Genomic DNA, 14,662 nt, shown 5'->3' on the forward strand with positions numbered 1-14,662 from the left:
CATCGGAGTCACAAGTGCACATCTCACGCCGAACGCTCCTCGTGGGGCTCGGTGCCGCCGCCGTGCCCGCGGCGCTCGCCGGCTGCGGGTTCGTCCCGCAGGACACGGGCGGTCGGGACGACCCCGACACCCTGACGTTCACCACCTGGGGGACCGATGCCGAGCTCGCCGGCTTCCGGTCGGCGATCCGGGCGTTCCAGCGGACCTTCCCCGGCCGGAAGGTCTCGCTGAACGCGGTCCCGTACGAGCAGATGTTCACGAACATCGACGCGCAGCTCCAGGCGGGCAACCCGCCGGACGTCTTCCGGGTGCCCTACTACTCGTTCGGCGCCTACGCCGGCCGCGGGCAGCTGCTCGACCTGTCCCGCTCGCTCAACGCCGGTGTCGGCGACCGCTTCACCGACACCGCGTGGGCGGCGGTGCAGGCGGACGGTCGTCCCTTCGGCGTCCCGCACCACACCGACACCTCGGCCATCCTCGTCAACACCGACCTGATGCGTCGTGCCGGTGTGACCGACCTCCCGCGCAGCGTCGACGAGGCCTGGACCTGGGACGAGCTCGCCAGTGTGGCGGACACCCTCCGCCGGGCGCTGCCCGACGACACCTACCCCTTCGCCTACAACTGGCAGGGGAACGGAGTCACGCGGTGGCTGAGTCTCCTGTTCCAGGCTGACGGTGCCTTCCTCGGGAAGGACCAGCGGACGCCCGCGATCGACAGCGCGGCCGGTCGCGAGGCCGTCTCCTTCGCGAAGCGGTTCTTCGCCGAGCGCTGGGTCCCCGCCAACGACTCGATCAAGTCGGCGACGTACGCGAGCGACACCTGGTACCGCCAGCGTGTGGCGATGGTGTGGTCGGGGGCGTTCCAGATCCCGGACGCGGCCTCCACGCTCGACTTCCCGTGGACCGCGACGTTCGCACCGCGACGGGATCGCGGCGGGAGCGACTTCGGCGGCAACGCACTGGTCGCGACGGCCCAGACCACGAAGCCCGATCTGGCCGCGTCCTTCCTCGACTTCATCACGCGCCGAGAGCAGATGCAGGACTTCTGTGAGCGGGCCTCCCTGCTCCCCACCCGCAAGGACCTGGTCGACGGCGGCCTGCGGTTCCGGACCCGCCCCGAACTCACGTCCGTCTTCGTGGACCAGGCGTCGGTGATCCAGCCGCAGGACGTCGCCCAGGTGGCGTCCCCCGACATGGCCGCGATCATCACTGTGCTGCAGAACGAACTCGAGGACGCCTTCGTCGGGGGCGCGGGAGCGGCGGAGACGGTGCGGCGTCTGCAGGACGGCATCGCCGCCGCGACGGGAGGACGAGCATGACCGCGCAGACCCAACGGATCCGCCCTCCGCGGCGCAGCCGATCGGCCCGGCACGAGGAGCGCGCTGCGTACGGGTTCATCGCGCCGAACATGGTGCTGCTCACGGTCTTCGTGCTCGTGCCGCTCGTCGGTGCCTTCGTCGTCAGCTTCCAACGCACGAACGGCTTCGGTGCCGCGGAGTGGATCGGGCTCGACAACTACCGACGGTTGCTCGGCGACGCGCTGTTCTGGCGCGCGCTGCTGAACACCGTCCTCTTCACCGTCCTGGTCACGCCGATCTCGATGGGTCTCGGGCTGCTCGCCGCGCTGCTCCTCGACTCGGTGCTGCCCGCGCGCGGGGTGTTCCGATCGGTGCTGATCACCCCGATGGCGGTCTCGGGCGTCGCCACCGCGCTCATCGGTGTCCTCGTGTTCGACCAGAACTCCGGCGTCCTCGACGCCCTGCTGGGCCTCGTGGGGATCACACCGGTGCAGTGGCAGTCCGATCCGGCAGCCGCTTTCGCGTCGGTGGTGCTCGTGACGATCTGGTGGCGGGTCGGGTTCAACATGCTGATCTACCTGGCCGGGCTCCAGGGCATCGGACCGGAGTTGCCCGAGGCGGCGATGCTGGACGGTGCCGGGTGGTCCAGACGACTGCGGTCGGTCACCGTTCCCCTGCTCGGGTCGTCGACGTTCTTCCTCACGGTGCTCAACGTCATCTACTCGTTCCAGGTGTTCGACATCGTCTTCGTCCTGACGGGTGGTGGACCGCGGAACGCCACGTCCGTGCTCGTCACGTACGCCTACGACACGGGTTTTGTGACGCGGGACCAGGGCTACGCGGCGGCCATCGGCATGGTCCTGCTCCTCATGGCGGTCGTCTTCGCGATCGCGCAGTGGCGCGGCAGCCGCAACCGGGACCTCGCAGGATGAGCGCCCGCACCCGCCGTGCGCGCACCGGCCTCGTCGTGCGCACCGTCGGCGCCGTGATCGTCGCGGCGGTGATCATCGCGCCGCTCTACTGGATGGTCGTGGTGGCCTTCTCGCCCCGGTCCGAACTGCTCGGTGGCACGGTCCGGTTCTTCCCACGGACCTGGACTCTCGCGAACCTCGACCGCGTGTTCTCGTCGTTCCCGGTCGTGGAGTGGCTCGGCAACTCGACCGCCATCGCCGTCTCGGTCGCGGTCCTCACCACTGCCGTCAGCCTGCTCGCCGGGTACGCCTTCGCACAGTTGCGGTTCCGGGGCTCGACCGTCCTGTTCTTCGTCGCATTGGCCACCCTCGCGGTCCCGGTCCAGGTGATCATGGTCTCGCTGTTCCGGATCGTCACCGGGTTGCACCTGTACGGGACCTACTGGGCGGTGATCCTGCCGAGTGCAGCATCCGCGTTCGGGGTGTTCCTCGCCCGGCAGTTCCTGCTCGGGATCCCGAGGGAGCTGGTGGAGGCGGCGCGCATCGACGGTGCCGGCCACGTCGGCGTGTTCTTCCGCATCGTGCTGCCGATGTCCCGCCCGCTCATCGCGGTGCTGTTCTTCATGAGCCTGTTGCAGGCGTGGAACGACTTCGCGTGGCCGCTCATCGCCCTGCGCGAGAACCGTCTCTTCACGCTCCCGATCGGGTTGCTGTACCTGCAGGGACAGTTCAACTCCGACTACGGAGCGACCATGGCCTTCGCGCTGCTCGACGTCGTGCCGATCGTCGTCGTGTTCCTGGTGTTCCAGCGGTGGTTCGTGCAGGGGTTCGCACGGAGCGGGTTGCGGTGAGCGGCGGTGATCACGGGATAAGGGCATCAGCGCGGTAGCGGTCGAACAGTTCCGCGAAGGCACGCTCGGTCCGTCGGAAGGCGGTGAACCCGGCGTCGCGGCTCTTCCCCATGTCCGTGACGACCTCCATCGCGCGACCGAGGTCGGCGTCCGTGTGCCACCACGAGGCGAGCCGGGCGATGTCCCGCTCGGCGAGCCCGTGGCGGTCGGCGATGCCCGCCCACTCGGACTCGTACGGCGCCATCTGCTCCTCGAGCGGACGGACGGTGCCCTCGTACCCGACGACACGGGCCGGGTCGACACCGAGGTGCTCGGCCAGCCGCGGCCACATCCACCGCCACCGGAAGACGTCCCCGTTCACGATGTTGAACGCCTCGTCGGCACCCGCCGGCGAGGTCGATGCCCAGACCATGTGCTCGGCCAGGATGCCCGCGTCGGTCATGTCGGTCAGGCCGTTCCACTGTGCCGCGCTGCCCGGGAACACGAAGTCCAGGCCGAGTTCCTTCGCCAGCGTCGCCTGGACTGCGATCGTCAGGCCCATGTTCATCGCGTTGCCGACCGCATGACCGATCACCGTGTGCGAGCGGTGCACCGACCACGTGAAGCCCTGGCGCTCGGCGGCGGCGAAGAGCTCGTCCTCCTGCGCGTAGTAGAAGTTCGGGGTGTCGAGCCGCGGTTCCTCCTCGTGGAAGGGCGTGTCCGGCATCTCGCCCGCGGCGTAGGCCTCGAACGGGCCGAGGTAGTGCTTGAGTCCGGTGACGAGCGCGACGTGCTCGAGCGGTGCGTGGGCGAGCGCGGACAGGAGGTCCCGGACCATGCCGCCGTTCACACGGATGTTCTCTGCCTCGGTCTCCTGCCGCTGCCACGCGGTGAAGAACACGTGCGTGGGGCGCTCGTCGGCGAGGGCGGCGCGGAGCGAGTCAGGGTCGCGGAGGTCCGCGGCGACGGTCCGGACTGCGTCCCGGGCGAGGGGACGTCGGGAAAGGGCCGTCACCTCCCACCCGAGGTCGAGCAGGTGCTCGACGATGGCCGAGCCGGTGATGCCGCTGGCACCCACCACGAGGGCTCGGGGACGGTCGGTGGACGGTTCGATCGCTGTGGTCATCACCGGGTCCAACGTCGCTGGGCGACAGGTGTTCCCTCAGCGCGGTCGGCGGATACGGATCGGGCCCTTGGCGGTCGACGGGTCGACGACGCTGCCGTGCTGCGTGATCTCGACCTCGCCCCGGGCGACCATCCGGCGGGCTGCCCGGCGAGCGGGCTCCATGAGCGGGCGCCAGTCGTCGGGGTCGATCGAGCGGGCGACCTCGGACGGGCAGATACTCGACGTGCGCGCCCGTGCGGCGAGGAGTTCGTCGATGCGTCGTTCGAGTGCGTGGTCGGTCGCGTCGACGCCGTGCTTCCGGCAGGCCCCTGAACACCACTTCGCCTCCGGGGCGGCGGACGAGGGCATCCGGCGTCCGCACGAGGCGCAGGTGCGTTCCGCGTGCGCCGAGTCCGACGCATCGGCGTCCGCTGCGGTCCTGATCGCTCGTCCCATGCGGCCCATCATCGTCTGCGCTGTCCGGTTGCGCGCACAGCACAGGTCCGGCTGGCACGATCGTGGCGGTGAGCACCGACACTGCACCCGACCGCCCGCGCGAGCCCGCCTGGGTCGAGCACGTCATGTGGTGGCACGTCTACCCGCTCGGGTTCGTCGGTGCCGACGTCCGGCCGGACACCCCTGTGGACGGCCGCCCCGTCGACCACCGGCTCGGCGGCATCGAGCCCTGGCTCGACCACGTCGTGGACCTCGGCCTGAACGGGCTGCTGCTCGGGCCGGTCTTCGCGAGTTCGACGCACGGGTACGACACGGTGGACCACTTCCGGATCGACCCGCGCCTCGGTGACGACGCGGACTTCGACCACCTGGTCGCCGCCGCACACGAACGCGGCGTCCGGGTCCTGCTCGACGGCGTCTTCAACCACGTCGGTCGGGAGCACCCGGCGTTCCGCGCCGTCGAGGAGCAGGGTCCGGACGCGCCGACGGCCGAGCTGTTCGCGATCGACTGGTCAGGCTGGTCGCCCGGGGACGACGTGCCGGTGGGACTGTTCGAGGGGCACGACATCCTCGTCGCGCTCGACCACGAGCGCCGCGCGACGGAGGACTTGGTCGTCGAGGTCATGACGCACTGGCTCGCACGCGGGGTCGACGGGTGGCGACTGGACGCGGCCTACGCGGTGCCGGCGACGTTCTGGGCACGGGTGCTCCCGCGGGTCCGGGAGCGCTTCCCGGACGCGTGGTTCACGGGCGAGGTCATCCACGGGGACACGGCTGCGTTCGTCCGCGACTCGACGATCGACTCGACCACGCAGTACGAGCTCTGGCAGGGCATCTGGCACGGCATCGCCGACGGGAACTGCTTCGAGCTCGCGCACGCCGTCGAACGGCACGACGCGCTGCTGGTCGCGCAGGCACCGAGCACGTTCGTCGGCAACCACGACGTCACCCGCATCGCGAGTGCGGTGGGGGAGCGGTTCGCCGCCCACGCCGCCGCGGTCCTGTTCACCGTCGCCGGCACCCCGAGTGTGTGGGCCGGCGACGAGTACGGCTGGACCGGGGTGAAGGAGGAGCGCCTCGGTGGTGACGACGCCGTCCGCCCGGAGTTCCCCGCCGTGCCGCCGGAGCCCGTGGAACTCACGCACGCGTACGAGGCGCTCGTCGCGCTCCGTCGGCGGAACCCCTGGCTGCACCGCGCCCACACCGACGTCGTGCACCTCACGAACACCGCGATCGTGCTGCGGACCGCGACCGCGGAGCACGCGGTGGTGACCGCCCTGAACCTGGCGGACGATCCCGTCGACCTGCCCACGGCGGGTGCGACGCACGTGGAGGCGGGCGGTGCCGACGTGCAGAACGGGACCCTGCGCCTCCAGGCCGGCGGTTGGGCAGTTCTCGCGGACTGAGGGAGCAGGAATCGTCGAGTCGCGGAAGGCGACCCGACGATTTCTGCTCCCTCGCCGACCGGAGGACGACGGCCGGAGGACGTCCGCGCCTACTTGCGCGCGGACGCCGCCCGGCGCTTGTTGAACACGTCGAACGCGACCGCGGCGAGCAGCACGAGGCCCTTGATGAGGGACTGGTACTCCGTGCCGATGCCGAGGATCGACATGCCGTTGTTCAGGATGCCGATGATGAGACCACCGACGATCGCGCCGGGGACGGTCCCGATGCCGCCGGTGACGGCCGCGCCACCGATGAACACGGCCGCGATGGCGTCGAGCTCGAACCCGTTGCCCGCTCCCGGGGCCGCCAGGTTCAGCTGCCCCGTGAACACCACGCCGGCCAGCGCCGAGATGACGCCCATGTTGACGAAGAGCAGGAACGTGACCCGCTTCGTCTTCACGCCCGAGAGCTGCGCGGCGAGGGCGTTGCCACCGATCGCGTAGATGTGGCGGCCGAACACCGCGCTCCGCATGACGACCGAGTAGATCACCACGAGGGCGCCGAGCACGACGAGCACGATCGGGGTGCCGTTGTAGCTGGCGAGCAGGAGCGCCACGTAGACGACGAGGGCGACGGTGAACGCGAGCTTCACGATGAACCAGGCGAACGGCTCGCTCTCGAGCTGGTACTTCCGGCGGGTCGCCCGACCACGGAACGACGTGATCACGAGGACGATCGCAGCCGCGAAGCCGAGGATCATCGTGAGCGGCTCGTAGCCGGTGGTGCCGAACGACGGCAGGAAGCCGGAGCCGAGCGAGCGGAAGCCCTCCGGGAAGGGCGAGATCTGCTGATTGTGCAGGACGATCTGGGCGGCACCGCGGAAGGCGAGCATGCCCGCGAGCGTCACGATGAACGCCGGGATGCCGAAGTAGGCGATCCAGAACCCCTGCCAGGCACCGACGAGAGCACCGACGACCAGGCAGAGCACGACCGCGACCGGCCAGGGCAGGCCCCACTGCGTGATCATGACGCCGGCCATCGCGCCCGTGAAGGCGACGACGGACCCGACCGACAGGTCGATGTGGCCGGCGATGATCACCATCACCATGCCGATGGCAAGGATGAGGATGTAGCTGTTCTGGACGATCAGGTTCGAGACGTTGATCGGGGCGAGGGTGATGCCGTTCGTCGTCACCTGGAAGAAGATGACGATGACGATCAGCGCGATGAACAGGCCGATCTGTCGGAGCTGCCCGGTGAGGTAGCCGGCGGCGGACTTAAGCGCGTTCATTGACAGGGGTCTCCCGTTCCTGGGTCATGTACTGCATGAGGACCTCTGGTGTGGCCTCGGAGCGGGGCACGTCGGCGGTGATCGTGCCCTCGGAGAGCGTGTAGATGCGGTCGCAGATGCCGAGCAGCTCGGGGAGCTCGGAGGAGATCACGATGATCCCCTTCCCCTGGTCCGCGAGCTGGTTGATGATCGTGTAGATCTCGTACTTGGCACCGACGTCGATGCCGCGCGTGGGTTCGTCGAGGATGAGCACGTCGGGGTCGGCGTACATCCACTTCGACAGGACGACCTTCTGCTGGTTCCCGCCGGAGAGCTTCCCGGTGACGACGTCGACGTTCGGCGCCTTGATGTTGAGGCTCCGGAGGTACTGCCCGGCGACCGTCGTCTCCTGGGACGCGTTGACGAAGCCCCAGTTGGCGAGCTTCCCGAGCGCCGACCCGGAGATGTTCCGCTTGATGTCGTCGATGAGGTTGAGGCCGTAGCGCTTCCGGTCCTCGGTGACGTAGGCGATCCCGTGGTCGATCGCCTGCGTGACCGTGTGGGTCTTGATCGGCTCGCCGCGCTTGTACACGGTGCCGCTGATGCCGGCGCCGTAGGACTGCCCGAACACGCTCATCGCGAGTTCGGTCCGTCCGGCGCCCATGAGCCCGGCGATGCCGACGACCTCGCCCGCGCGGACGGAGAGGTTCGCTTGGTGGATGATCTCGCGTGAGGAGTCGAGCGGGTGGTGGACGGTCCAGTCCTCGATGCGCAGGAGCTCCTCGCCGATCTGCGGGTCATCGCGCGAGGGGTACCGGTTCGACAGGTCACGACCGACCATGCCGCGGATGATCCGGTCCTCGGAGACGTCGTCGGCGCGCATGTCGAGCGTCTCGATCGTCTTGCCGTCGCGGATGATCGTGACCTTGTCGGCGATCGCCTTGATCTCGTTGAGCTTGTGGCTGATGATGATCGCCGTCATGCCCTCGGCCTGCAGCGACCGGATGAGGTCGAGCAGGTGCGCGGAGTCGTCGTCGTTCAGCGCCGCGGTGGGCTCGTCGAGGATGAGGAGCTTCACCCGCTTCGACAGCGCCTTCGCGATCTCGACGAGCTGCTGCTTGCCGACGCCGATGTCCACGATCTTGGTGACCGGGTTGTCCTTGAGGCCGACGCGCTGCAGGAGCTCGGCGGCCGCCAGGTTCGTCTTGTTCCAGTCGATGAAGCCGGCCCGCGACTGCTCGTTGCCGAGGAAGATGTTCTCGGCGATCGACAGGAACGGGCTGAGCGCGAGTTCCTGGTGGATGATGACGACACCCGCGGCCTCCGAGCCGTTGATGTCGCCGAACTCCACGGGGGAGCCGTCGATGAGGATCTCCCCGTCGAAGGACCCGTGCGGGTAGACCCCGGACAGCACCTTCATCAGGGTGGACTTGCCGGCGCCGTTCTCGCCGCAGATCGCGTGGACCTGCCCGCGCTCGACCTCGATCGAGACCCCTTGGAGTGCCTTCACGCCGGGGAACGTCTTGGTGATGTCCCGCATCTCGAGGATGGTGTCCGCCATGCGGACCGCCTTTCCGTCGTGCGCGCGTGCGCGCGCTGAGGAGACGGACTGGAGGCACGGGGCGGGGTCGACCCGCGCCTCCAGTCCGACGGATGGGTTGCGACTACTTCAGGTCGGCTTCGGTGTAGTAGCCCGAGTCGACGAGGACTTCCTTGTAGTTGTCCTTCGTGACGACCGTCGGCTGGAAGAGGTAGGTCGGGACGACCTTGACCTTGTTGTCGTAGCTCTTCGTGTCGTTGACCTCGGGCTTCTTGCCCGTGAGCAGGTCCTCCGCCATCGTCACGGACTGCTTCGCGAGCTTGCGGGTGTCCTTGTAGATGGTCGAGTACTGCTGGCCGGCGATGATCGACTTCACGCTGGCCTGCTCGGCGTCCTGCCCCGTGATGGTCGGGAGCGGGCGGTCACTCGATCCGTACCCGGCACCCTGGAGCGCCGAGATGATGCCGATCGACATGCCGTCGTACGGCGAGAGCACGCCGTTGAGCGTCGTGCCGCCCGAGTAGGACTTCGCGATCAGGTTCTGCATGCGGGCCTTGGCGGTCGCCGGGTCCCACTGCTGCGTCGCGGCCTGGGAGAGCTGGTCCTGGCCGGACTGGATCTTCAGCGTGCCGTCCTCGAGGTACGGCTTCAGGGTCTTCATCGCACCGTTGAAGAAGAAGCCCGCGTTGTTGTCGTCGAGCGACCCGGCGAAGACCTCGATGTTGAACGGACCCTTCTCGCCGGTCTTCTTGCCGTCCGCGTCGAGGACGCCGAGGCCGGTGAGCAGGCTGTTCGCCTGGTCGACGCCGACCTTCTCGTTGTCGAACGAGACGTAGTAGTCGACGTTCTTGTTGCCCGTGAGCAGACGGTCGTACGAGATCACCTTGATGCCGGCCTTCGCGGCGGCGTCGAGCTGGTCGGAGAGCGCCCCGCCGTCGATCGACGCGATGATGAGGACCTTCGCGCCCTTCGTGATCATGTTGCTGACCTGCTGCGCCTGCTGCTGGACCTTGTTGTCGCCGTACTCGAGGTCGACCTTATAGCCGGCCTTCTCGAGGTCGCTCTTGACCGCGTTGCCGTCCTTGATCCAGCGTTCCGAGACCTTGGTCGGCATCGCGACGCCGACGAGGGCGCCCTTGTTGTCGGTGCTGCCGCCGCCGTCGGTGGACGCACGGCCGCCGGCCGAGCAACCGGCCAGGGCGATGGCGATGCCGAGGGCGGCGACGCCCGCGACGATCTTGCGCTTCATCATCGAAGTACCTCAGTTCCTGCGCGTCGACGTCGACGCACTCGGGTGCCGGGGCTGCTGTGCCCCGCGGGATTTGCTCGTGTGAGCGCTCACATACTGTGGGTTCCGTGACGGGGTGTCAACTCATCGTGACCGTTTCGCGATCTTGTCGCGTCGGCCGGACTGCGCGGTACGGTTGGCCTCGTGACGACCACGACCGCGCTCGGGGACGCCGGCGGCAAACGTCGCAAGGCCCCCACGATCTTCGACGTCGCCGAGCGCGCGGGCGTCTCCCACCAGACCGTCTCCCGGGTGATCAACGGCGACCCGACGGTCCGTGAGCAGTTCCGCGCCCAGGTGTCCGACGCCGTCGCCGCACTGGGGTACCGCCCCCGTGCCGCGGCCCGGGCGCTCGCCGGGGGACGCAGTCGCGCGCTCGGCATCATCACCGCGGGCGACGCCCTGTACGGACCGTCGAGCACCGCCATCGGCTTCGAACGGGCAGCCCGGTCGGCCGGGTACCACGTGCTGCTCTCGACGTTGCCCGACGACCCCCGTCCCGTCGACCTGTCGAACGCCCTCGTGACGCTGCTCGCCCAGGACGTCGCCGCGATCGTGCTCGTCGCCGCCGACAACCGGGTGCTGGACGCCCTCGCCTCGCTGACCGTCCCGGTCACGGTGCCCGTCGTCGTGGCGAACGCGGTCCAGCGCGACGCCGCCCGAGCTCCGGTGGCACCCAGCGTCGCCGCGGTCGCGATCGACCAGTCCGCCGGCGCGGAACTCGTCATGCGGCACCTGTTCGACCACGGGCACCGGCGGATCGTGCACATCGCCGGGCCTGCGGTCTCGCAGGAGTCCGAGGTGCGCCGGGTGACCTACGAGCGGATCATGCGCGATGCCGGGCTCGAACCCGTGGTGCTCGACGGTGACTGGACCCCGGCCAGTGGTTTCGCGGCCGCCCGGACCATCGACGTCCACACCGTCGACGCGGTGTTCGCCGGGAACGACCAGATGGCGCTCGGGGTGCTGCACGCCTTCGCCGACGAGGGGCTCCGGGTACCGGACGACATCGCGGTCGTCGGGTTCGACGACGTCCCCGAGGCCGCGCACTTCACCCCGCCGCTCACCACCGTGCGCCAGGACTTCCGGGCGATGGGCGAACGCGTGCTCGACACCGTGCGGGCGCTCGTCGAGGGCGAACCCCGCGACGAGACCCTGCTCCTGCCCGAGCTCGTGGTGCGCCGGAGCGCGTAGGGGCGGCGAGGCACACGCAGTGTGCGAGGTTCCGCGCTCGGTGCGGGGCTTTCGCCGTCCCACCGTGCTCGGAACCTCGCACACTGGCGGCGCCCCCCTCGCACGGTGCGAGGGGGGCGCCGCTCCGAGCCGACCCGACCGTCAGCCCTTCAACGCACCCGACGACAGGCCCGCGACGTAGAACCGCTGCAGCCCGACGTAGAGCGCGATGCACGGGATCATCGCCACCACCGACCCGGCGACGAGGTTCCCGTACGACACCTGCCCGTACGCGCCGGTCTGCAGGTTCAGCAGCGCGACGGGCAGCGTGTAGAGCGAGTCCTTCGTCAGGAAGGTCAGCGCTCCGAGGAACTCCGTCCACGACGCCAGGAACGCGTACAGTGCGGCGGTGGCGGCCCCGGGCAGGAGCAGCGGACGGAGAACGGACACGACGACCCGGAAGCGGGACGCCCCGTCGACGAACGCCGAGTCCTCGAGCTCGGTCGGGATCGACTCGAACGCGTTCCGCATCACGAAGACCCCGAACGGCAGGTTCACCGTCGTGTAGAACAGCACGAGCCCGAGCAGCGAGTTCGTGAGCTTCATCGCGTTCAGCTCGAGGTACAGCGGCGTCAGGATGGCCTGGAACGGCACCATCATCGTCAGCAGCACGAGTCCGAACACGAGCCCCGACCCGCCGAACCGGAAGCGGGCGAACCCGTACCCGGCCATCGTCGCGATGACCGCGGTCAGGACGGCCGTCGACACCGAGACGATCACCGAGTTGAACACTCCCGTCAGCAGGTGCGACGACGAGCTGAACACGGCGCTGAAGTTCTGCCAGCCGAGCTGGAAGAAGGTCGCCGGGTCCGGTGCCTGCGTGATCACGGCCTCGGGTTGGAACGCCCGCAGGATCGACCAGACGAGCGGGACGCCGAACACGAGCGCCGATCCGATGCCGGCGATCGCGTAGAGCGTGCGCTTGACGGCGGTGTCGCGCGGGTGCTGCACGCTGCCCTGGTGGTGGCGCCGCCTGCGCCCGTCGCCGCCGGTCGTGAGGGTCCGCGTGGACAGGTCCGGGGCGGCGAGCGAGGCCCGCGGTGTCGTGGTGCTCATGGCTCAGTCCTTCTCTCGGAGTGCCCAGAACTGGAACACCGTGACGGCGGCGATGACGATGACGAGGGCGATCGACTGGGCGGTCGCTGCTCCGAGCTGCAGGTTCACGAACCCGCGGTTGTAGATGGCGTTGACGATGGTGGTGGTCTCGGTCCCCGGCCCGCCCTGGGTCAGGATGTAGAACTGGTTGAACGCCAGCAGCGACCCGATCACCGAGATGATCACGCTGAGCGCGACCGTCGACCGGATCATCGGGAAGGTGATGAGCCGTTCGGTCTGCCACCACGACGCACCCTCGAGCTGCGCGGACTCGTACACCTCGTCCGGGACGCCCTGCATCGCGGACATGAGCAGCACCATCGTCAGCCCGGACACGGCCCAGACGACGAGCACGCAGATGAGCAGGGTGGCGAGCGGCCCGTTCACGAGCCAGGCGGTGCTGCCGTCGGTGATGCCGAGCCAGCGGAGCACCATGTTGACGGCGCCGGAGTTCGGCTGGGCCTCGAGCACGAGCATGAACGACAGCGTGGTGAGCCCGACGACGTACGGCAGGAAGAACACCGTCCGGAGCAGGGTGCTCCCGCGTCGCCGCGCACGGACCAGGACAGCCAGGAAGTACCCGAGCGCCAGGATCGGCAGCGTGACGATCGCCGTGTACAGCAGCGTGTAGCCGATGGCGTGCACGAACGTCGGGTCCTGGAACAGCGTCGCGTAGTTCTGCAGGCCGATGAACCGGTACGGGCCGATCAGGGGCCAGTTCGTGAACGAGATGTACAGCGCGAACACGAGCGGGGCGAGGACGAACACCGCGACGAAGAGGATCGCCGGGGCGACGAGCACGGCGCCGGTGCGCGGCGGGTGCGTGAGCGAGTTGCGGGTCCGGACCGGGCCGCGGCCCACGGTGGGTCGGCCCGCACCGGTCCGGCCGGCGGAGCGCCGGGTGGAGATGGTGGTCATGTCTGCACCTCTCTGTGCAACGGTCAGGCCTGGACCTGGTCGAGGATCCGCTGGTACTCGGACTGCGCGGTCTTCATGGCCGCGGCGGCCCCCGCGCCGAACACGGCCTCGCGGAACATCCCGAAGTACGGCGACGACGGCTGGTTGTTGAGCAGGTTGTACGCGAGCGTCCGCGGCGCGTACCCCTTGTCGATGGCGTCGAGCGGGCCGAACGCGAGCGGGTACTGCTTCCGGTACGCCGGGGTCGCGGCGTCCGACCGGGTCGGGAAGTACCCGCCGTCGGGGAGCGCCTGCTGCTGCTGCAGCCCGTTCGCGTACTGCATGAACGCCCAGCCGCCGGACGGGTTCGCCGCCCCGTTCGGGATGCACATGTTGTCGCCGCCGTCGAAGAACGACCGCTTGCCGTCCCACGAGGGGATGAGCACCGTCTGCATCTTCGCCCGCATCGCCTTCGTCGCGGCCGGGACGGTGGCGCCGTACGAGGTCGGGAAGATGCCGACCTTGCCGGCGCGGAAGTCGGCGCCCCACGTGGTGCCCGCGTCGGAGTACGTCGCCTTCGAGAGCACGCCGTCCTTCCACAGCTGCCGGTAGAACTCGAGCATGCGTTCGAGGGCCTCGTTGCCGGTGATGTTCGCCTTCTGGGAGCCGACCTCGCCGGACATCATGTCGACGCCGGTGGCCCAGACGTGCGGCTGCGTGACGAAGCCGATGATGCCCGCGGCGTTGCCGGAGATCGACCACCCGTAGACGTCGTCGCCGGTCTTCCGGATCGCCTTCGCCGCGGCGAGCAGCGAGTCGAGGTCCTTCGTCGAGTCCGCGACGTCGAGTCCGGCCCGCTCGAACAGCTCCGTGTTGACGAACAGCTGCGAGTTGTCCGCCAGGTACGGCAGCCCGTAGTACCGGTCCCGGTACTCGAGCAGCCGCAGATGTCCCGGAGAGATCGCGTCGAAGTAGTCCAGGCCCTTCACGACATCGGTGAGGTCGGCGAATGCCTCGCGGAAGATGAACAGCTGCGAGTTGATGTCGTCGATGTCCACGACGTCCGGCGGCTCACCGCCACGGATCGCGGTCGCGAGCTTCGTCACGTACTGCCCGTCGGGCACCGGCGTGAGCTCGACCTGCAGCTTCGGGTTCGCCTTGTTGAACCCGGCGACGGCAGCCGTGAGACCGGCCTGGGTCGCCGACCTGCACCAGACGTGCACGGTGCCGGTCGCGTTGCGACCGAACGACGCCGCCTTCGCGTCGACCTTCGGCAGGGTGCCGGAGCACGCCGCCAGGGTGAGGGCCGCCCCGCCGGCGAGACCGCCGGCGAGGAACGCTCTGCGCAGCATC

13 protein-coding genes are annotated in these 14,662 nt (G+C 69.1%); 5 read left to right on the forward strand and 8 right to left on the reverse strand.

Annotated elements, in window-relative coordinates; translation table 11 throughout:
• The first annotated feature begins 14 nt into the window (after window positions 1-14).
• The 3 genes from FS532_RS06280 to FS532_RS06290 are packed head-to-tail and all read left to right on the forward strand — an operon-like array spanning window position 15 to window position 3,060.
• The gene (locus tag FS532_RS06280; protein ID WP_144751507.1) at window positions 15-1,319 is read left to right on the forward strand and encodes an ABC transporter substrate-binding protein; all 1,305 of its coding nucleotides are present in this window, start codon (window positions 15-17) and stop codon (window positions 1,317-1,319) included.
• Window positions 1,316-2,230, forward strand: coding sequence for a carbohydrate ABC transporter permease (locus tag FS532_RS06285; protein ID WP_144751510.1), 915 nt, complete (start codon window positions 1,316-1,318; stop codon window positions 2,228-2,230). The genes FS532_RS06280 and FS532_RS06285 overlap by 4 nt, the downstream gene beginning before the upstream one ends.
• The gene (locus tag FS532_RS06290; RefSeq protein ID WP_144751513.1) at window positions 2,227-3,060 is read left to right on the forward strand and encodes a carbohydrate ABC transporter permease; all 834 of its coding nucleotides are present in this window, start codon (window positions 2,227-2,229) and stop codon (window positions 3,058-3,060) included. The genes FS532_RS06285 and FS532_RS06290 overlap by 4 nt, the downstream gene beginning before the upstream one ends.
• Window positions 3,061-3,070: 10 nt before the next feature.
• Here FS532_RS06290 and FS532_RS06295 read toward each other — a convergent pair whose 3' ends face one another.
• Both FS532_RS06295 and FS532_RS06300 read right to left on the reverse strand, forming a co-directional pair.
• Window positions 3,071-4,165, reverse strand: coding sequence for an SDR family oxidoreductase (locus FS532_RS06295; protein WP_144751516.1), 1,095 nt, complete (start codon window positions 4,163-4,165; stop codon window positions 3,071-3,073).
• A 36-nt stretch (window positions 4,166-4,201) separates the two neighbouring features.
• The gene (locus FS532_RS06300) at window positions 4,202-4,600 is read right to left on the reverse strand and encodes a DUF3253 domain-containing protein (protein WP_144751519.1); all 399 of its coding nucleotides are present in this window, start codon (window positions 4,598-4,600) and stop codon (window positions 4,202-4,204) included.
• Between the two features lie 68 nt (window positions 4,601-4,668).
• Here FS532_RS06300 and FS532_RS06305 point away from each other — a divergent pair, with 68 nt between their 5' ends.
• The gene (locus tag FS532_RS06305; protein ID WP_260852594.1) at window positions 4,669-6,006 is read left to right on the forward strand and encodes an alpha-amylase family glycosyl hydrolase; all 1,338 of its coding nucleotides are present in this window, start codon (window positions 4,669-4,671) and stop codon (window positions 6,004-6,006) included.
• Window positions 6,007-6,095: 89 nt separating this feature from the next.
• On the opposite strand, the gene mmsB is transcribed toward FS532_RS06305, so the two are convergent.
• From mmsB to chvE, 3 genes are all read right to left on the reverse strand, one after another.
• A complete protein-coding gene (gene mmsB, locus FS532_RS06310) occupies window positions 6,096-7,277 on the reverse strand; it encodes a multiple monosaccharide ABC transporter permease (RefSeq protein ID WP_144751522.1) in 1,182 nt (393 codons plus the stop codon).
• Window positions 7,264-8,817, reverse strand: coding sequence for a multiple monosaccharide ABC transporter ATP-binding protein (mmsA, locus tag FS532_RS06315; RefSeq protein ID WP_144751525.1), 1,554 nt, complete (start codon window positions 8,815-8,817; stop codon window positions 7,264-7,266). The genes mmsB and mmsA overlap by 14 nt, the downstream gene beginning before the upstream one ends.
• A gap of 103 nt (window positions 8,818-8,920) precedes the next feature.
• A complete protein-coding gene (gene chvE / locus FS532_RS06320; RefSeq protein ID WP_144751528.1) occupies window positions 8,921-10,048 on the reverse strand; it encodes a multiple monosaccharide ABC transporter substrate-binding protein in 1,128 nt (375 codons plus the stop codon).
• Between the two features lie 180 nt (window positions 10,049-10,228).
• Here chvE and FS532_RS06325 point away from each other — a divergent pair, with 180 nt between their 5' ends.
• A complete protein-coding gene (locus FS532_RS06325) occupies window positions 10,229-11,278 on the forward strand; it encodes a LacI family DNA-binding transcriptional regulator (RefSeq protein ID WP_144751531.1) in 1,050 nt (349 codons plus the stop codon).
• A gap of 141 nt (window positions 11,279-11,419) precedes the next feature.
• Here FS532_RS06325 and FS532_RS06330 read toward each other — a convergent pair whose 3' ends face one another.
• From FS532_RS06330 to FS532_RS06340, 3 genes are read right to left on the reverse strand one after another with little or no spacing between them, the layout of a single operon-like run.
• Window positions 11,420-12,373: a carbohydrate ABC transporter permease gene (locus tag FS532_RS06330; RefSeq protein WP_144751534.1), complete on the reverse strand. Its 954-nt coding sequence runs from the start codon at window positions 12,371-12,373 to the stop codon at window positions 11,420-11,422.
• A 3-nt stretch (window positions 12,374-12,376) separates the two neighbouring features.
• A complete protein-coding gene (locus FS532_RS06335) occupies window positions 12,377-13,330 on the reverse strand; it encodes a carbohydrate ABC transporter permease (RefSeq protein WP_144751537.1) in 954 nt (317 codons plus the stop codon).
• A gap of 23 nt (window positions 13,331-13,353) precedes the next feature.
• Complete coding sequence (locus tag FS532_RS06340; protein ID WP_144752594.1) at window positions 13,354-14,661, reverse strand: ABC transporter substrate-binding protein; 1,308 nt, start codon at window positions 14,659-14,661, stop codon at window positions 13,354-13,356.
• Window position 14,662 lies beyond the last annotated feature (1 nt).

This window comes from Curtobacterium pusillum (assembly GCF_007673235.1).
GTDB classification, from domain to species: Bacteria; Actinomycetota; Actinomycetes; order Actinomycetales; family Microbacteriaceae; genus Curtobacterium; species Curtobacterium pusillum_C.